Origin of the sequence: Serratia sp. BW106 (assembly GCF_002607755.1) — a bacterium.
In the GTDB taxonomy this organism is placed as follows: domain Bacteria; phylum Pseudomonadota; class Gammaproteobacteria; order Enterobacterales; family Enterobacteriaceae; genus Serratia; species Serratia proteamaculans.
Window position 1 is genome coordinate 116,615 of record NZ_MCGS01000014.1, and the last position, 17,836, is coordinate 134,450.

17 protein-coding genes are annotated in these 17,836 nt (G+C 56.9%); 7 read left to right on the forward strand and 10 right to left on the reverse strand.

Annotation, left to right across the window (positions count from 1 at the left end):
- Positions 1-7: 7 nt before the first annotated feature.
- Positions 8-2,098, forward strand: coding sequence for a 4-alpha-glucanotransferase (malQ, locus tag BEI65_RS11750; protein ID WP_099063491.1), 2,091 nt, complete (start codon positions 8-10; stop codon positions 2,096-2,098).
- Positions 2,099-2,180: 82 nt separating this feature from the next.
- Here the strand turns inward: malQ and nfuA are convergent, their stop codons facing one another.
- Positions 2,181-2,756 carry a Fe-S biogenesis protein NfuA gene (nfuA, locus tag BEI65_RS11755; RefSeq protein WP_012147309.1) on the reverse strand — a complete coding sequence of 192 codons (576 nt, stop codon included), beginning with the start codon at positions 2,754-2,756 and terminating at the stop codon, positions 2,181-2,183.
- A gap of 67 nt (positions 2,757-2,823) precedes the next feature.
- Positions 2,824-3,507: a DNA utilization protein GntX gene (gene gntX / locus BEI65_RS11760; protein ID WP_099063492.1), complete on the reverse strand. Its 684-nt coding sequence runs from the start codon at positions 3,505-3,507 to the stop codon at positions 2,824-2,826.
- A 42-nt stretch (positions 3,508-3,549) separates the two neighbouring features.
- On the opposite strand from gntX, the gene bioH reads away from it, so the two are divergent.
- Both bioH and BEI65_RS11770 read left to right on the forward strand, forming a co-directional pair.
- A complete protein-coding gene (bioH, locus tag BEI65_RS11765) occupies positions 3,550-4,344 on the forward strand; it encodes a pimeloyl-ACP methyl ester esterase BioH (protein WP_099063493.1) in 795 nt (264 codons plus the stop codon).
- Between the two features lie 246 nt (positions 4,345-4,590).
- Entirely contained in the window at positions 4,591-4,875 is a 285-nt protein-coding gene (locus tag BEI65_RS11770) for a YdgH/BhsA/McbA-like domain containing protein (protein ID WP_099063494.1), read from the forward strand.
- Between the two features lie 42 nt (positions 4,876-4,917).
- Here the strand turns inward: BEI65_RS11770 and BEI65_RS11775 are convergent, their stop codons facing one another.
- The 6 genes from BEI65_RS11775 to BEI65_RS11800 all read right to left on the reverse strand — a co-directional run bounded on the left by BEI65_RS11775 (position 4,918) and on the right by BEI65_RS11800 (position 12,205).
- Positions 4,918-5,157 (reverse strand): FeoC-like transcriptional regulator, encoded by a 240-nt coding sequence (locus BEI65_RS11775; RefSeq protein ID WP_099063495.1) that lies wholly within the window; start codon positions 5,155-5,157, stop codon positions 4,918-4,920.
- Entirely contained in the window at positions 5,157-7,472 is a 2,316-nt protein-coding gene (feoB, locus tag BEI65_RS11780; RefSeq protein ID WP_099063496.1) for a Fe(2+) transporter permease subunit FeoB, read from the reverse strand. Before feoB ends, BEI65_RS11775 begins: the two co-directional genes overlap by 1 nt.
- Before the next feature lie 71 nt (positions 7,473-7,543).
- Positions 7,544-7,768 carry a ferrous iron transporter A gene (gene feoA / locus BEI65_RS11785; protein ID WP_085119832.1) on the reverse strand — a complete coding sequence of 75 codons (225 nt, stop codon included), beginning with the start codon at positions 7,766-7,768 and terminating at the stop codon, positions 7,544-7,546.
- Positions 7,769-8,411: 643 nt separating this feature from the next.
- Entirely contained in the window at positions 8,412-10,748 is a 2,337-nt protein-coding gene (locus BEI65_RS11790) for a Tex family protein (protein WP_099063497.1), read from the reverse strand.
- A gap of 157 nt (positions 10,749-10,905) precedes the next feature.
- Entirely contained in the window at positions 10,906-11,379 is a 474-nt protein-coding gene (gene greB, locus BEI65_RS11795; RefSeq protein WP_099063498.1) for a transcription elongation factor GreB, read from the reverse strand.
- 85 nt (positions 11,380-11,464) lie between these two features.
- The gene (locus BEI65_RS11800; protein ID WP_232519083.1) at positions 11,465-12,205 is read right to left on the reverse strand and encodes a fumarylacetoacetate hydrolase family protein; all 741 of its coding nucleotides are present in this window, start codon (positions 12,203-12,205) and stop codon (positions 11,465-11,467) included.
- 41 nt (positions 12,206-12,246) lie between these two features.
- Between BEI65_RS11800 and BEI65_RS27340 the strand changes: the two genes are divergently transcribed.
- Entirely contained in the window at positions 12,247-12,372 is a 126-nt protein-coding gene (locus BEI65_RS27340; protein ID WP_255408998.1) for a hypothetical protein, read from the forward strand.
- 27 nt (positions 12,373-12,399) lie between these two features.
- Here BEI65_RS27340 and BEI65_RS11805 read toward each other — a convergent pair whose 3' ends face one another.
- A complete protein-coding gene (locus tag BEI65_RS11805; protein ID WP_099063499.1) occupies positions 12,400-13,434 on the reverse strand; it encodes a cupin domain-containing protein in 1,035 nt (344 codons plus the stop codon).
- The gene (locus tag BEI65_RS11810; protein ID WP_099063500.1) at positions 13,435-14,925 is read right to left on the reverse strand and encodes an aldehyde dehydrogenase family protein; all 1,491 of its coding nucleotides are present in this window, start codon (positions 14,923-14,925) and stop codon (positions 13,435-13,437) included.
- A 113-nt stretch (positions 14,926-15,038) separates the two neighbouring features.
- Here BEI65_RS11810 and BEI65_RS11815 point away from each other — a divergent pair, with 113 nt between their 5' ends.
- The 3 genes from BEI65_RS11815 to envZ all read left to right on the forward strand — a co-directional run.
- A complete protein-coding gene (locus tag BEI65_RS11815) occupies positions 15,039-15,983 on the forward strand; it encodes a LysR family transcriptional regulator (RefSeq protein WP_099063501.1) in 945 nt (314 codons plus the stop codon).
- 330 nt (positions 15,984-16,313) lie between these two features.
- Positions 16,314-17,033 (forward strand): two-component system response regulator OmpR, encoded by a 720-nt coding sequence (gene ompR, locus BEI65_RS11820; protein WP_004709363.1) that lies wholly within the window; start codon positions 16,314-16,316, stop codon positions 17,031-17,033.
- A partial coding sequence (gene envZ, locus BEI65_RS27140) for a two-component system sensor histidine kinase EnvZ (protein ID WP_232519084.1) occupies positions 17,030-17,836 on the forward strand: 807 nt, incomplete at its 3' end. The genes ompR and envZ, both read left to right, overlap by 4 nt.

Below are 17,836 nucleotides of genomic sequence, written 5' to 3' on the forward strand. Positions count from 1 at the left end.
AGAGCGAATGGATCGTAAGGTCATCGATCAAGCGGCCGCTCAGGCGGGTATCGCTGCCGATTATATTAATGCCCACGGTCAACAGCAGGCGATCGCTGAGGACACCAAGCGCCGACTGCTGGATGCCATGGGACGCACTACGACCCCACAGGAGACTGCAATGACGCCGCTACCGGCGGTGAAGGTCTTCTATCAGGGTGCGCCGGTGGCGTTGCCATTGGCGGGCAGCGGTGAGTATCTGTGGACGTTGCTGCGTGAGGATGGCGGCCAGCAACAAGGGCGTGCCAGCGCGCGTAAAACCTTTACCCTGCCGGGCGAGTTACCGCCGGGTTATCACCAACTGACGCTGAAGCAGGGCGAGCAGCAGTGGCAGTGTCGACTGATCGTGGCGCCGAAACGCTGTTATGAACCGGATGCCTTGCTGACTGGAAAGAAGCTGTGGGGCGCTTGCGTCCAGCTTTACACCCTGCGATCCGATCGTAACTGGGGTATCGGTGATTTTGGCGATCTGCGTCAGATGGTGGAGCAGGTCGGTGAGCGGGGTGGTGCTTTTGTCGGGCTGAACCCGATCCACGCGCTGTATCCGGCCAATCCGGAAAGCGCCAGCCCGTACAGCCCGTCATCGCGGCGCTGGCTGAACGTGATTTATATCGATGTGAACGCGGTGGAAGATTTCCAGCGCAATGACGCCGCGCAGCAATGGTGGCTGAAACCGGCCACGCAAAAGAAGCTGGCCGCGGCGCGCAGCAGCGAGCAGGTGGATTACAGCACGGTGACGCAGCTAAAGCTGTCGGCGCTAAAGCTGGCATTCCCGCTGTTCCAGGCACGTAAAGCGGGTGACGAGCAACGTCAGGCATTTGAGCAGTTTGTTCTCGACGGTGGCGACAGCCTGTATCAGCAGGCTGCTTTTGATGCGCTGCATGCCCATCTGGCTGCCAAAGACAGCAGCCTGTGGGGCTGGCCGGCCTGGCCTGAGCAATATCAACAGGGCGACAGCGCTGCGGTGAAGCAATTTTGTCAGCAACAGCAGGATCAGGTGACGTTTTACCTGTGGTTGCAGTGGTTGGCGGCCAGCCAGTTCGCCGATTGTTTCCGCCAGAGCCAGCAACAACAGATGCCGATCGGCCTGTACCGCGATTTGGCGGTCGGCGTGGCGGAAGGGGGCTCGGAAACCTGGTGCGAGCGCGAGCTTTATTGTCTGAAAGCCTCGGTGGGTGCACCGCCGGATATTCTGGGCCCGTTGGGGCAAAACTGGGGCCTGCCGCCGATGGATCCCCATGTGATGGCGGCGCGGGGCTACCAGCCGTTTATCGATCTGCTGCGTGCCAATATGACCAGTTGCGGCGCACTGCGCATTGACCACGTGATGGCGTTACTGCGTCTGTGGTGGATACCCTACGGTGAAACCGCGGTTCACGGTGCCTATGTGAAATACCCGGTGGACGATCTGTTAGCAGTGCTGGCGCTGGAAAGCCAACGCCACCGTTGTATGGTGATTGGCGAAGACCTCGGTACCGTTCCGGTTGAGATTGTCGGCAAGCTTCGCGACAGCGGCGTCTACTCCTATAAGGTGCTGTATTTCGAACGTGACGGGGAGAACCATTTCCGCGCACCGCAGGCCTATCCGGTGCAGGCCATGGCGACTATCACCACCCACGATCTGCCGACGCTGCGCGGTTATTGGCAAAGCGGTGACCTGCAGTTGGGCAACCAACTGGGATTGTATCCGGATGCGGAGATCCTGAAAGAGCTGTTTGCCGACCGTGAGCGAGCCAAGCAGGGGTTGCTGGACGGGCTGCACCACTATGGTTGTGTGCCGCAGAAGGTAGGAAAAAAGGCGGCGTTGTTGAATATGAGCCCGTTGCTTAATCGGGGCTTACAGCGTTATGTCGCCGACAGCGCCAGCGCGTTGCTGGGTCTGCAGCCGGAAGACTGGCTGGACATGGCGGATCCGGTCAATATTCCTGGCACCAGCGATCAGTACCCGAACTGGCGACGTAAACTGACCCACACCCTGGAGGAGATGTTTGCCGATCAGCAGGTCAACCGGTTACTGAAGGATTTGGACAAGCGGCGACGCAAGGTCTCGGTAGGGTAATTGACGTAAAAATGCCGGATTGGGCACACCAAATCCGGCATTTTTTTATCCGCTGTGGGGCATCGGGCCCTGGAACAGAGGATTAATAGTAGGAGTGCTCACCGCGCTGGTGCTCGGTCAAATCGCGCACGCCTTTCAGTTCAGGGAACTTTTGCAGCAGCTCTTTCTCGATGCCTTCCTTCAGGGTCACATCGACCATTGAACACCCGTTACAGCCGCCACCGAACTGCAGGATCGCCAGGCTGTCATCAGTGATTTCCATCAGCGTAACACGGCCGCCGTGGCCTGCCAGCTGTGGGTTGATCTGTGACTGCAGTACGTATTCAACACGCTCCATCAGCGGTGCGTTGTCGTCCACTTTACGCATTTTGGCGTTTGGCGCTTTCAGCGTCAGCTGCGAGCCCAGTTGGTCGGTGACGAAGTCGATCTCGGCATCGTCCAGATAAGGTTTGCTCAGTTCGTCGATATAGGCAGACAGCTTTTCGAACTTCAGCTCGGTGTCTGTCGCTTCAACCGCGTCCGGCGGGCAATAAGAGACACCGCATTCGGCCGTAGGCGTACCCGGGTTGATCACGAATACGCGGATTTGGGTGCCTTCCTCTTGATTTGCCAGCAGTTTGGCAAAGTGTTCCTGTGCAGTATCTGTTATACGAATCATGGCATTAGCTCGTTAGTTCAAATAGTTGACTTCTATACTAGGTTATAATACGCCCATTGCCTTGGCACTACAACGTGCGGCAAACACACCAAATCTGTATTGATGCGACTCCCTGCCGCTGCAACAACCTGGAAATTTCTGCCACCGTACTGCCCGTCGTCACCACATCGTCCAGCAGGGCGACGTGTCGACCCGCCAAAGATTCATGGCAGCGAAATGCACCGCGTAGATTACGCCGCCGCATACGGGCCGGCAACCGTTGCTGTGGGGCGGTTTTACGCACCCGGCTCAGGGCGGCGGGGCGATAGTCGCAGCCCAGCCAGTACGCCAGCGGCCGCGCCAGCAAATCGCTCTGGTTATAGCCGCGACGCCAGCAACGTTTAGCCTGTAAGGGTACTGCTAAAATCACATCGGGTCTGTTCAGATATTGCTCTCGATGCGCCCGTTGCCAGTTTAGCAAAATTAACCGTGCCAGCAGCGGTGCCAGTTCCGGCGTGTGCTGAAACTTGAATTTTTTGATCAGTTGGCGCAACGGGGCCTGGTAGTTGCTGACGAACACCAAAGCCTGCCAGGGGGGCGGCTGTTGCAGGCAGCGGCCACAGGGCAATACCGTATCGCCGGCGGGCAGCCCGCAGCGGGGGCAGCATAGCGGTTTGGCGGCCATTTGGCGCAGGCAGTAGCTGCAGATACCCTGACGACTAAGATGTAATGGCTGTCGGCATAGCCAACAGCGGCTGCAGATTGATAGCATAGCCGTCCTCCCTGACGGATGAGAATGAAAGGACAATAACTGATGACTGCGTTGTACTGGCAAACAATAGGTGAAGGCGATCGCGATCTTGTGCTGCTGCATGGCTGGGGACTGAATGCAGAAGTGTGGAGTTGCATGCTTGAGCGACTGACGCCGCATTTTCGCCTGCATTTGGTCGATTTGCCGGGTTATGGCCGCAGCCAGGGGTTTGCTGCCATGTCGCTCGAGCAAATGGCGGAAATCGTGCTGGATGCCGCGCCGGCCCAGGCATGGTGGCTAGGCTGGTCGCTCGGCGGGCTGGTGGCCAGCCAGATAGCGCTGATGCAGCCGCAGCGGGTACGTGGGCTGATCACCGTAGCCTCTTCGCCCTGCTTTACGGCACAGGGTGACTGGCCGGGGATCCGCCCGGAAGTACTGAGCGGTTTTCAGCATCAGTTGAGTCAGGATTTTCAGCGTACCGTAGAGCGTTTTCTGGCATTACAGACGCTGGGAACGGAAAGCGCACGGCAGGACGCCCGCTTGCTGAAGTCGGTGGTGCTTAACCAGCCGACGCCAAGTGTTGAAGTCCTGAACGGTGGGCTTGAAATATTGCGGACGGCTGACTTGCGTCAAGCGTTGACGCAGTTGTCGCTGCCCTTGTTGCGGGTTTATGGTTATCTGGACGGATTGGTGCCGCGTAAGGTGGCCGGGTTACTCGACGTCAGTTGGCCACACTCGTCTTCAATCATCATTGCCAAAGCGGCCCACGCGCCATTTATTTCCCAGCCTGATGAATTCGCTGAAATTATCTGCACCTTTGTGGCCGAAAGTGGGATCCGCTGCCAAAACGCACAATAAAGCGTTAAAAAAAGAGCTGCTTAGTGGATAAAAAATAAACCTGTCCGATACTTAGGGGGGTAACTGCGTTGGCTGGGAAATGAAAAAACCGTTCACGGTTTTTTTACTTTGGCGTTTCGTCTCTGGGAAAACGGCTCTCGTCAGGGAAAGCAACGAGGTCAGAAGATGTCACGGCAGCCGGTATTATGGCGCACTTACCCTGGACAGTTTTCATAATAAATAAATTATCCATTGAGAGGTATTGTAATGAAATCTTTGAAAATGATTATTGCCGCGTTAGTTGTAGGTTCAGTGTCTTTCAGCACCCTGGCAGCGACCCTGCTGACCAAGGAAGATCTGGACAAGAATCCGGGTAAATACGAGAAAGTGGGTACAGTAACCACTACCGCACAAACCACGTCGCCAATGGATGCAAAAGAAGAGCTGTCCAAACTGGCTGATGAAAAAGGCGGGCAATACTACGTAATTCTGGCTGGCCGTGAGCACGGCAAGTTCAGTGCTATCGCTGACGTGTATAAAGACAAGCAATAACGATTGATTGAACAGGGGCGCGCCTGTGCCGCGCCCCGATCCTTACGACTTCAAACGATAGATCACCGTACTGCATCCCTGGCCCTCTGGGCAGCTTTTACAACTGCCACTCAGGCAGGCGCTGTTATCCTGCTCGATACGCTCCACTTTCCCCATCGCGATTAAACGCTCCAACATGGCCTGCACTAACGGCAGCGGGGCCGCCAACTGACGGCTGAGTTGAAGCGCCTGCACGTTGCCGTGCAGCGCCAATGCATCACGGATCTGCAGCAGGCCGGCCATCAGTGACAGTCCCCCTTGGCACCCTGGCAACAGGTTGCTGGTGTAGCATTGCCCAGCCGCACTGTTACCCGGCTGCGCGCCCGACGCAGGCCGAACAGGATCAACAGATTGAACAGCACCACAATGGCGATTGCCGTCAGGCTGTACTGCGGATGCTGGCTGAAGGTGGCGACCTGATAAAACAGCGTGGCCAGGGAGTAAGCGACATTCAGCCCCCAGAGAATGGAGAAGGTCATCCAGCCGCGGCTGGATTCACGGGCGATAGCCCCCATGACCGAGACGCAAGGGACGTAAAGCAACACGAAAATCAGGTAGCTGTAGGCGGAAACCCCGGAGCCGAATTTACTACTCATCACGCCCATTGAGCCGACGTCCATTTCCCCATCGCCCTTGCTGGCCTCAATCGGGTTGGACAGCACGCTCAGGCTGAAGGTGTCTTTCAGCCCCTGCCAGGTGGTATTCAGTGCTCCGCCCAGTTCGTCCTGCAGGTTAAAGTTGGCGGCATCAAATTCGGTATTATTGATATGTTCGGCGGTGTACAGCGTGTTCAGGGTGCCGACCACCACTTCCTTCGCCATGGCGCCGGTCACCAGACCGACGGTGGCCTGCCAGTTATCATTGTGCACGCCCATCGGTTGCAGCAGCGGTGTCAGCACCTTGGACACCGACGCCAGTGCGGAATCATTGATGTTATCTACCGGTTTGCCGCTGAACGAAAAGCTGTTCAGGCCGCCAATGAAGATGCTGGCAATCACGATCACCTTACCGGCACGCAGGACGAAGCCTTTCAGTCGCTGCCAGGTTTGCAGCAGCAGGCTTTTCAGATGTGGCACGTGGTAGACCGGCAGTTCCATAACGAAGGGTGAGGCTTCGCCGCGCATGATGGTGTACTTCAGCACCAACCCGGTGAGGATCGCCACCACAATGCCGAGCATATACAAAGAGAACACCACGCCCGCTCCGTCCTGACCGAAGAAGGCGGCGGCAAAGACGGCGAAGATGGCCAACCGGGCGCCGCACGACATGAAGGGGGCCATCATGATGGTAATCAGGCGTTCGCGCTGCGCATCCAGGGTGCGAGCGCCCATGATGGATGGCACGTTGCAGCCAAAGCCGACAATCAGCGGCACGAAAGATTTCCCGGGCAACCCGAGTGCCTGCATCAGGCGATCCATCACGAAGGCTGCCCTGGCCATGTAGCCCGAGTCTTCGAGGAACGACAGGAACAGGTACATCATGCCGATTTGCGGCACCAGTGGCAGCACGGTGTTGATACCGCCACCGACCCCCTGTGCCAGGAAAATAGTCAGCCATTCAGGGAAATGCAGGGTGTAACCCAGCCATTGAATGCCCTGGATAAAGATGGCCGCAGAACCGATATCGAAAATTGGCTGCAGCGCACCACCAAGGTTGATTGCCAGCAGGAACATCAGATACATCACCAGCAGGAAGATCGGCACTCCCAGCCAGCGGTTGAGGATCACTTTATCCAGGGCTTCGGTAAGGCGGTTTGGTATCGCCTGCTGCGAATTGCTGACGGCGTCACACAGAGTGGCGATCGACTGATAGCGCGCATCGGCGATGACTAATGCCGGGTCTTCCTGTTGCTGTTGTCGCAGTGCCTCTCTGGCTGCCGGCAGCAGGGCCGCCGCCGGGCCGGCTAGAGTATGGCTGTAGATATCGCCTTCCAGCATCTGCAGTGCCAGCCAGAGGCGCTGCTCACTCGGCAGGTTCTGTGGCATCGCATCGCTCAACGTGGTCATTTCTTTCAGCAGCACCGGAGGGTAGAGCACCAGCGCTTTCAATTCGTTGAACTGATGATTGTCGATCATCTGCTTGAGTACACCAATACCATCGGCCTTGGTGGAGATCAGCGGTACCACCGGACAGCCGAGGCGTGCGGACAGGGCGGCGATATCAATATCAATTTTTTGACTTCTGGCGATATCCAGCATGTTCAGCGCGACGATGCAGGGAATACCCAGCTCCAGCAGTTGCAGCGTCAGGTACAGATTGCGTTCCAGGTTGGAAGCGTCGACCACGTTGATCAGCAGATCGGCGTCGCCGCTCAGAATGTAGTGGCAGGCGATCTGCTCGTCGAGTGAGGTTTGCTCCGAGATGGTGGTCAGGGAGTAGGTGCCGGGCAGATCGACCAGTTTGACCTGGGATTGCGGCGTGGTGAACAGGCCTTCTTTACGCTCCACCGTCACGCCCGCCCAGTTACCGACTCGCTGGCGCGCCCCGGTCAGCTGGTTAAACAGCGTAGTCTTACCGGAATTAGGATTTCCTATTAAGCCAATAGTGAGTTTTTTCATAATTTTGCGTGATATCAGTCAAGAGAAATGGGGCCAGGCGATGCGCGAGGCCAAGGCAAGGCGACTCCGCGTCAGGATGGGTCGTCGAGCAGGATCAGGGCCAGATCTTTCCTGCGCAGCACCAGGCTGACGCGGCGGGTTTTAATTTCTATGGGATCACCCAGTGGTGCGACGCGTACCACTTCAAACGACGACCCCGGCAGCATGCCGAGTGATAACAGTTTCTGGCGGTAGGCTGGGCCGATTTCATTGGCGAAGCCGGCGATCTTATACGACCGTTTAGGCAGAAGATGCATGTAACCTTCCCTGAGCCCAGCTTATTGGGCCGATGATGATAAAAGAACGTTCCAAAGGAAGCGCCGCGGTAAATATGACGGGCTGCCGACGTTTTCAATCCATGAGGTAATGCAGTGAACACGCACAATAATAATAGTGAGAATCATTATCGTATTCAATGCAAAAAATAGGGGTATTGGTAACCAAAAGTTGTGGCGATCACATTTAACCATCGAGACCGCCTGACAGGACTACTTTTATCACCCGGCTTGGCGGGGCGCAAATGCGAATGGTGAGTTAAATCAGTTACGTGATTGTAGTGATGTTTTCCAGTTTGAAAAAATTAGCGACAAATTCGGCAGCTTTGATCGGTTAGCACCCATATTGGTATTTATTTGGCAACATCTCGTCGACTGAATACGAGCGGTAACTATTTGTGTTTCTCTGGGAAATGGCGAAATGGGAACATGATGTTAATAACGGTGTTAATCGATGGCGATACAACGCTATTTTCAGGCCTAAAACATTGGGTCGTTATAGCCGTTGGTAAGATTAGAGAAAAATGCAGGTTTATTGAGGCGGGTCAAAAATCGCGGGGATATTTCGTCAGGAAAGGGCGGAGTGAACTCCGCCCTGCATCCCATTAGCCGGGTTAGGGTCTGATTAAGATTTTTTGCCGAATGCCGCCGCCAGCGCATCACCCATGGCGCTGTTACCCGCCGAGGTGTTGTTGTTGCCGCCACGCGGTTTGGCCTTATTGGCCGGTGCCCGGTTTGTATTGTCCTTGGCCGGGGCGGAATTGCTGCCACGGCGCGGCGAACCTTCCCCCGGTTGCTCGTCCAGACGCATGCTCAGCGCGATGCGTTTGCGCTGAAGGTCAACTTCCATCACCTTCACTTTGACGACGTCGCCGGCTTTCACCACGGTGTGTGGATCTTCGACAAACTTGTCCGCCAGCGAGGAGATATGTACCAGGCCGTCCTGATGCACGCCGATATCCACAAAGGCACCGAAGTTGGTCACGTTGGTCACCGAACCTTCCAGGATCATGCCCGGCTGCAGGTCATTGAGGGTTTCAACGCCTTCAGCGAAGGTAGCGGTTTTGAATTCAGGGCGCGGATCGCGGCCCGGTTTCTCCAGCTCCTTCAGGATGTCGGTCACCGTTGGCATGCCGAACTTCTCGTCGGTGAAATCGCTGGCCTTAAGGCTGCGCACCGCTGCCCGGTTACCCATCAGATCCTGCAGTGCCTGGTGGGTGGCAGCCAGAATGCGTTCGACTACCGGGTAGGTTTCCGGGTGAACGGTCGAGGCATCCAGTGGGTTTTCGCCGTGGTTAATACGCAGGAAGCCGGCGCACTGCTCAAAGGCTTTTGGCCCCAGACGGCTGACTTTCAATAGCTGTTCACGGTTGCTGAAACGGCCGTTCTCATCACGCCAGGTGACGATATTCTGCGCCATCATGCGCGTCAGGCCAGCCACGCGGGCCAGCAGCGGCACTGAGGCGGTGTTCAGATCGACCCCAACGGCGTTCACGCAGTCTTCAACCACCGAATCCAGCTTTTTCGCCAGTTGGCTTTGGCTGACATCGTGCTGGTACTGACCGACACCGATGGATTTCGGATCGATTTTCACCAGCTCGGCCAGCGGATCCTGCAGGCGGCGGGCGATAGAGACGGCGCCACGCAGCGAGACGTCGAGGTTAGGGAATTCCAGTGCCGCCAGTTCGGAGGCGGAATACACCGAGGCACCGGCTTCGCTGACGATCACTTTCTGCGCTTTGACTTCGCCGAACTGCTGTTGCAAATCAAGGTAAAAACGCTCGGTTTCACGCGACGCGGTACCGTTGCCGATGGCCACCAGTTCCACTTTATGTTTGATGCACAGTGCCGCGACGATGGCAGCGGCTTTGGCGGTCTGTCCGGTATGCGGGTAGACGGTGTCGGTGGCGACCAGTTTGCCGGTGGCATCCACCACCGCCACTTTCACCCCGGTACGCAAGCCCGGATCCAGCCCCATGGTCGCACGCATGCCGGCCGGTGCGGCCATCATCAGATCGTGCATGTTACGGGCGAAGACGTTGATTGCTTCGTCTTCCGCACGCTCGCGCACGGTACTCATCAGTTCGGTTTCCAGATGCAGCAGCACCTTGATGCGCCAGGTCCAGTTGACCACGGCTTTGCGCCAGGCATCTGCCGGGGCGTTATTCAGGCGCAGATCGAGATGGCTGATGATGATCTGTTCCGCCTGGCTTTCACGCGGAGCTTCTTCAAACTGTGGATCGGCGTTCAGCGCCAGTTGCAGCACGCCTTCGTTGCGGCCACGGAACATGGCCAGTGCACGGTGTGAAGGCACCTGGGCAATAGGTTCATGGTGATCGAAGTAGTCGCGGAATTTCGCGCCGGCTTCTTCTTTGCCTTCCACCACTTTGGAGACCAGATGCGCATGCTTCCACAGGTAATTACGAACCTTGGCCAGCAGCGCGGCGTCTTCAGCGAAGCGCTCCATCAGGATGTAACGCGCCCCGTCGAGGGCGGCTTTCACGTCCGCCACGCCTTTGTCGGCGTCAACGTAGCGTTCGGCCAGCGTTTCCGGCTGCTGCTGAGGATCCTGCCACAGGCTGTCCGCCAATGGGGCCAGACCGGCTTCGATGGCGATCTGTCCACGGGTGCGGCGCTTGGGTTTGTAAGGCAGGTAGAGGTCTTCGAGTTCGGTTTTGCTTTGCGTGGCGGTGATCGCCCCCGCCAGTTGTTCGGTCAGTTTGCCCTGCTCGTCGATCGATTTAAGGATGGTCTGACGGCGGTCTTCCAGTTCACGCAGATAACCCAGGCGGGTTTCCAGCTGGCGCAGTTGGGTATCGTCCAAACCCCCGGTGACTTCCTTACGATAGCGTGCAATAAAGGGCACGGTATTACCTTCATCCAGCAGACGGATGGCGGAGTCAACTTGCTCCGGCCGGGCCTGCAGTTCTGTTGCAATAATGCGGCTCAGTGGGTCATTCATATGTCTGGTATCTGTTGATAATGGTGAGTAAACAGGGGGACAGTTATACGGATTGCGCGCGGAAAATGCCAGTGAAGCGGGCCGCCTCTCGGCAGCCAGGGCACGTAAAGTGGCCTGTACCGCGGCGGCGGACGCTCGCTAGGAAAAAGCCGAAATCTTATTTAACGTACTCGATCTCATTCACATACCACAGCGCATCTCCCGCTGGGGTGTTGACCGTGGCGGCATCACCCACTTCTTTTTTCAGCAGGGCGCGGGCCATCGGTGAATCGATGGAGATATAGTCCCGACGGCCAAAAATCTCGTCATAGCCGACGATGCGAAAGCGTTTAATCTCACCGTCTTCGTTTTCCACCTCTACCCAGGCACCAAAGAACACTTTGCCTTCCTGCTGCGGCGAATGGTCGACGACTTTCAACTGCTCGAGGCATTTGGTCAGGTAGCGCACGCGGCGATCGATCTCCCGCAGCCGTTTCTTGTTGTACTGATAATCGGCATTTTCACTTCTGTCGCCAAGGCTGGCGGCCCAGGTCACTTTTTTGGTGACCTCTGGCCGATCTTCCCGCCAGAGGTAATCCAGCTCTTGTTTAAGTTTGTCGTACCCTTCACGGGTGATCAGCGGTGTTCTCATACAACCTGTTACCGTGGCAATAGTGGAACCTATAGCGCGAAGTGTACGACAGATACGGGGCCAGAGGCATCGAAAATAGGGCTTGTCAGGGTGCTCTGTCGGCTATCGTGACCGACATCGCACCGATGCGTTCGATGCTGACCTCGATACGGTCACCGGCCTGTATCGGCGAGACGCCGGACGGCGTACCGGTATAAATTACATCGCCCGGCCACAGGGTAAACATCGCCGAGGCATAGGCGATCAGGCGTTGTACGTTATAAATCAGGTGGCGGGTGTTGGAGTGCTGCCTGAGTTGGCCATTCACCCGGATACTGAGATCCAGCGCGTTCGGATCGCCGATTTCGTCAGGGGTGACAATCCACGGGCCCAACACCGAAAACCCATCGGCCGACTTACGGAAAGAGGGAAATTCCGAACCGCGGACGGTCATGTCTATGCCGATAGCGTAGCCGAACACCACCTCCAGGGCCTGTTCGACGGGCAGGTTCCGGGCGCGTTGGCCAATGATCACCGCCAGTTCGACCTCTGGATCGGTACGTCGATCAGGAATGGGCAAGTTGATGATCTCGTTCGGTCCGCACAATGAGCTGTTGGCCTTGAGAAACAGACCGTACTCGCTGATATCGGTATAGACCTTGCCATGGTTGATTTGTTGGTCGGCATTGGCTTCGGCGATGTGATCGCGATAATTGATCGGTGCGGCAATAAGTTTGCCTGGGTTGGCCACCGGCGAATTCAGGTTCACCTGCTCCAGCGGATAACTTTCCAGCCGTTCCCAGTTTGCGCCCAGCCCCTTGGCAACGAAGGGGAAATGACTAATCATCCAGTCGCGGGCGGCGCGGGCCAATGGGCGGGGGGGATGGCGTGAAACATTGGCGTGATGTCGTACACCCGCTGCTGCCGGATGATCCCTATCCGGTCGTGATTGAAACGGCAGATCTTCATGATACAGGCCCTCTGAAGGCGAAATGGAATGGTATTGCCCGCTGAGCGGGCCGAGAGAGAAAACAGGCGTTATCAGCCTTCTGGCATGATTTCATGACGCCAGATCCCCAGTTTTTCCAGCACCGGGCGATCGGAAAAACTGAAACAGACCGTATCGCCATCCGGCGCAGACAGCCGATAGCTGAGCCATGAAGGCAGCGCAAAGATATCTTTCGGTTTTAACCGGAAGTGGATCCCTCCTGTCAGCCGTATTTCCAGCTCCCCCTCCATCACCACCAGTACCTGGCTGGCATTGCCACGCTGATAAAGACTGGTAAACCCCTTGGGCAGCAGCGTGATGACGGTGCCGAGGGTCGGAATGGCCCAATCGCCGTTGGCCGGGTTGATGTAACGCAGACTGATGGCATTGGCCGGGTCGATCTCGCTATGGCGCTGCAGTTGCTCCAATGCTTCACGCGTGCGTTGATACGGGTAGTTAAATATCGGCGAGGGCTGACTCTGCCCCGTCGGACGGTACTCCAGCGGCATCAGGCCTGCGCCGTAGCGGGCCAGGGCATCGCCCTCCGGGCGCGGGTCCAGCGTTTGGCCTGCGGGCAGGCGGTCTTGCCGAAATCCGGCCTTGAGAAAGTGCAGCAGTGGGGCATCCAGACCATCCAGCCAGAAAATCGGTTTATCGGTGTCATTTTGATGCTGGTGCCAACGCCATGAGGGGGTAATGATAAAATCCCCCGGGTGCAGCGTGGTCTGCTCGCCGTCTACCGTGGTGTTGCCGCCCTCGGCTTCCAGAATAAAGCGCAGGGCGGTGGGCGTGTGGCGATGCAGCGGGGCAATTTCCCCCGGCAGTACCATTTGCATTCCGGCATACAGCGTGTCGGTGATGCGTGACGAACCCGGTGGCAGCGACGGGTTTTCCATGACCAGCACGCGGCGCTCGGCACGTTCGATGTCGATCTTCGAGCCGATATCCAGCAACGCGTCTTTAACCTCGGCGTAATGCCATTGATAGGGCGTAGCCTGAGGTTCTGGTTGTTCGGGGACCAGACCATGCAGTGACTCCCATAACGGGAACAGATGCTTTTTTTGCAGTTGCTGAATATCGATGCTCATTTAGTCCTTCCTTTGTGGGTCAGTGACCCCCACATTTTGATAGACGTGTTTGTATTCGATAAAGCTGTCCAGTGAGGCGATGCCGTTCAAACGGCCCAGGCCGCTCTGCTTGTATCCTCCCTCTTCGAACTCATCGTGAATTTGCGCCCAGTCGTTGATCCACACGCTGCCGGCCTGAATTTCCCGCGCGACCCGGTGCGGTCGGTTAGCGTCCATTGACCAAATACTGGCGGCCAATCCGTAGTCGCTATGATTGGCGGAGACGATCGCTTGTGCTTCGTCGTCAAACACCTCCAGCGTGAGCACCGGCCCGAAAACCTCCTGCTTCACAATGTCCATATCGCTGTTGGGCACTTCCAGCAGGGTGGGGCGATAAAACGCGCCTTTGGCTAAGGGGCCATCCACTACCGGCCCACCGCGAACCACGGCAGTGGCACCCTGGGCCAGTGCGGCAGTGACCATGGCATCGACCCGCTGGACGCTTTGTCGGTCAATTAACGGCCCCAGTTCAACGCCTGGTTCCAGCGACGGCCCGATTTTTACCGCTTCCAGCAACGCCGCCATGCGGGCACGAACCTGCGGATAGATCGCGCGCTGTACCAGTAAACGGCTGCCGGTTACGCAGAACTGGCCGCTGAAGGTGGTGAGTGAGCGTACGATCATCGGCAAGGCACGGTCCAGATCGGCGTCTTCGAACAGTAAATGTGGCGTTTTCCCGCCCAGTTCCAGTGAGATACGTTTGATCCGTTGCATGGCGTTGGCCGCCAGGGAGCGCCCGGTGCGGGTGCTGCCGGTAAAGCTGATGGCCGGCACCGCCGGGCTGCTGACCAGCAACATGGCACCGTCGCTGCCACTTTCGGTAAACAGGTTCACCACGCCCTGCGGCAGGCTGTCGACTTCGGCCAGAATGCGGGCGAATGCGGCGTTAACCTGGGCGGTCTGAGCCGGGAGCTTGATGACGGCGGTGTTGCCGGCGGCCAACGCCGGAGCCAGCGATCGGATAGTCAAAATGGCAGGCGAGTTCCATGGTGTGATCACCCCGACCACGCCCAGCGGTTCGTACAGCACCCTGGATAAGGCACCTGGCTCAATTTCCATGGCGCGCCCATAGGTTGTCAGGGCCAGTGCGGCGGCGTAGCGCAGTTTGCTGGGAATGAACTTAACCTCAAAGCGGGCTTCGTTCAGCGGCTTGCCATTGTCTTGCGCCAGGATCTGGGCCAGGGTTTCCGCGTGTTGTTCAAACCGATCGGCCATTTGGTTCAGGCAGCGTGCCCGCAGGTGCCGATCGCGGCTCCATGCCGGCACAAATGCGCGTTGGGCGGCGGCTATCGCCATCGCGGCTTCCTCTGCCCCGCCGTCGGCAAATTCCCCCAGTTCGGAGCCATCCGCCGGGCTGATGCTGATGCCCTGTTTGGCCGAGTCCTGCCATTGGCCATCGATCCAGTGCAGTGCTTTGGGTCTGGCTGAGAGGGTCTGGTCACCTGTTTGCATAACCGCTCCTGTGATGCATTTTTGTTAATGAAATGAAAATTTCCATGTACCGAAAGGATATCTGCTGCTTACAATCAATCAATCGAATGTGGTTTATTGGCCGAATAACAAAAATGAATTTGAAGAACGTCGATTTGAATCTTTTAGTGGTGTTTGACGCCATCTTTCGTCAGCGCAGCGTTGGTCTGGCGGGGCAGATGCTAGGTATCAGTCAGCCGGCGGTGAGCCATGCGTTGGCTCGCTTACGCCAGCTGTTTGACGATCCGATGTTTGTGCGAATTAATAATGAGATGTGCCCGACCGACCGGGCCAGTGAACTGATGCCGTCGGTCGAACGGGTGCTGCTGATGATCCGCGACGATGTGTTGCAACCGGCGGGCTTTGATCCGGCGGCCAGTCGCAGAACGCTGACGCTGTGTATGCCGGATATCGGGGAGCAGTATTTCCTGCCGCCATTGATTAACCATCTGGCGCGGGTGGCGCCAGGGATGGCGGTGGTCAGTCATGAGCTGGCACCGGCGCAATTGGAGGAGGCGTTGGAAAGCGGACGGGTCGATCTGGCTATCGGCTATTTTCCCGATTTGCGGCGCGCCGTTTTTTATCAGCAGCGGTTATTTTACAGTGGGTTTTGCTGCGCGGTGCGGCAGGAGCATCCGCAGATTGGTGAAACGCTGTCTTTGCCGCAGTTCTTACAGGCAGAGCACGTGACTGCCCGTTTGCGCATTCGCAGTCAGGAAATTGCCGAGCAGGCGATGAGAGAGCAGGGAATTGCGCGCAACGTCAAACTGCAGACCAGCCATTTTCTGAGTCTGACCCATATCATCGCCCAAACGGATCTGCTCGCCACAGTGACCCATCAAGCGGCGCAATTGCTGCAGGCCGCGGGCAAAGTGAATATTTACCCGGTTCCTTTCCCAATACCGCATTTCCCGGTGATGCAGTATTGGCATGAACGTGCTCATCATGATCGCGGCAATCAATGGCTACGTGGGGAAATACGCGGCTTGTTCCAACGCGATGATGAAAATACCGCCGATGAATGCGCGGCAGAACATTAGGTGCATTGTCACTCCCGGCTTAGACTGGCGGTACGATAGCCGGAGTCAGGGTTAATCAGCTTATAAATACGTCGTTAATTTGAGCGACAGTCCCCTGCAGCCCGCGACGGTGATGTCATTTTGCCGAGTGGCTGAGGGCGCTTTTTCCGGCGAAACGAGACAATATCGAGTGGATTAATTGGCTTGTTGAATGAAAGATATTGATAACTCGGTAAAAGAATAAGCTTTGTAACAATTTAGACTAGAATATATACCAATAATCGCTGTCCGAATTGGCATGGTTTTTTAACAATATTCACGTCAGGCAATACAGCCTTTGGGAGTAATACAATGCAAGAGAATCATAAGATTCTGGTCGTCGATGATGACATGCGCTTGCGCGCGCTTTTAGAGCGTTATTTAACCGAACAGGGTTTTCAGGTTCGCAGCGTGGCTAACGCTGAGCAAATGGATCGCTTGCTGACACGTGAATCCTTCCACCTGATGGTGCTGGACCTGATGCTGCCGGGCGAAGATGGGCTTTCTATCTGCCGCCGTCTGCGTAGCCAAAGCAACCCAATGCCGATCATCATGGTGACCGCCAAAGGTGAAGAAGTCGATCGTATCGTCGGCCTGGAAATCGGCGCTGATGATTACATCCCAAAACCGTTCAACCCGCGTGAATTGCTGGCCCGTATCCGTGCGGTATTGCGCCGCCAGGCCAATGAACTGCCGGGCGCCCCTTCGCAAGAAGAGGCGGTAATTGCCTTTGGTAAATTCAAACTGAACCTGGGTACCCGTGAAATGTTCCGCGAAGACGAGCCTATGCCGTTGACCAGCGGTGAGTTCGCGGTACTGAAGGCGTTGGTGAGCCATCCGCGTGAACCGCTTTCGCGTGACAAGCTGATGAACCTGGCTCGCGGCCGTGAATACAGTGCAATGGAACGTTCCATCGACGTGCAGATCTCTCGTCTGCGCCGTATGGTTGAGGAAGATCCTGCGCATCCACGTTATATCCAGACCGTTTGGGGTCTTGGCTACGTCTTCGTCCCGGACGGCAGCAAGGCATGAGACGATTGCGCTTTTCACCGCGTAGCTCGTTTGCCCGAACCCTGCTATTGATCGTCACCTTGCTGTTCGTCAGCCTGGTGACGACCTATCTGGTGGTGCTGAACTTCGCCATCCTGCCCAGTTTGCAGCAGTTCAACAAGGTATTGGCCTACGAAGTTCGTATGCTGATGACCGATAAGCTGCAACTGGAGGATGGTACCTTGCTGGAAGTGCCGCCAGCGTTCCGTCGTGAAATCTATCGCGAACTGGGAATTTCTCTCTATACCAATTCGGCGGCGGAGGAGAGCGGTCTGCGCTGGGCGCAGCACTATCAATTCCTCAGCCAGCAAATGGCTCAGCAGCTTGGTGGGCCCACCGACGTCCGGGTTGAAGTGAACAAAAACTCACCGGTGGTGTGGCTGAAAACCTGGCTGCAGCCGGATATCTGGGTGCGTGTCCCGCTGACTGAAATTCACCAGGGCGATTTCTCGCCGCTGTTCCGCTATACCCTGGCGATTATGCTGCTGGCGATAGGCGGTGCCTGGCTGTTTATTCGCATCCAAAACCGCCCGCTGGTGGAGCTGGAGCATGCTGCTCTGCAGGTCGGCAAAGGTATTATTCCACCGCCGCTGCGTGAGTACGGCGCATCCGAAGTGCGTTCGGTAACACGGGCCTTTAATCAGATGGCATCGGGCGTTAAGCAACTGGCGGATGACCGTACGTTGCTGATGGCCGGCGTCAGCCACGATCTGCGCACGCCGTTGACGCGCATCCGTCTGGCGACCGAGATGATGAGTGCCGAAGACGGCTACCTGGCGGAGTCG

Bases quoted from the DNA above. Each gene is read 5' to 3' on its own strand.
- BEI65_RS11810 (WP_099063500.1), bottom strand. From the start codon at position 14,925: ATGCAAACAGGTGACCAGACCCTCTCAGCCAGACCCAAAGCACTGCAC.
- nfuA (WP_012147309.1), bottom strand. From the start codon at position 2,756: ATGATTCGTATAACAGATACTGCACAGGAACACTTTGCCAAACTGCTG.
- BEI65_RS11805 (WP_099063499.1), bottom strand. From the start codon at position 13,434: ATGAGCATCGATATTCAGCAACTGCAAAAAAAGCATCTGTTCCCGTTA.
- BEI65_RS11770 (WP_099063494.1), top strand. From the start codon at position 4,591: ATGAAATCTTTGAAAATGATTATTGCCGCGTTAGTTGTAGGTTCAGTG.
- feoA (WP_085119832.1), bottom strand. From the start codon at position 7,768: ATGCATCTTCTGCCTAAACGGTCGTATAAGATCGCCGGCTTCGCCAAT.
- BEI65_RS11790 (WP_099063497.1), bottom strand. From the start codon at position 10,748: ATGAATGACCCACTGAGCCGCATTATTGCAACAGAACTGCAGGCCCGG.
- feoB (WP_099063496.1), bottom strand. From the start codon at position 7,472: ATGAAAAAACTCACTATTGGCTTAATAGGAAATCCTAATTCCGGTAAG.
- BEI65_RS11815 (WP_099063501.1), top strand. From the start codon at position 15,039: ATGAATTTGAAGAACGTCGATTTGAATCTTTTAGTGGTGTTTGACGCC.
- BEI65_RS11775 (WP_099063495.1), bottom strand. From the start codon at position 5,157: ATGGCCGGCCTGCTGCAGATCCGTGATGCATTGGCGCTGCACGGCAAC.
- greB (WP_099063498.1), bottom strand. From the start codon at position 11,379: ATGAGAACACCGCTGATCACCCGTGAAGGGTACGACAAACTTAAACAA.
- bioH (WP_099063493.1), top strand. From the start codon at position 3,550: ATGACTGCGTTGTACTGGCAAACAATAGGTGAAGGCGATCGCGATCTT.
- ompR (WP_004709363.1), top strand. From the start codon at position 16,314: ATGCAAGAGAATCATAAGATTCTGGTCGTCGATGATGACATGCGCTTG.
- BEI65_RS11800 (WP_232519083.1), bottom strand. From the start codon at position 12,205: ATGATTAGTCATTTCCCCTTCGTTGCCAAGGGGCTGGGCGCAAACTGG.
- malQ (WP_099063491.1), top strand. From the start codon at position 8: ATGGATCGTAAGGTCATCGATCAAGCGGCCGCTCAGGCGGGTATCGCT.
- gntX (WP_099063492.1), bottom strand. From the start codon at position 3,507: ATGCTATCAATCTGCAGCCGCTGTTGGCTATGCCGACAGCCATTACAT.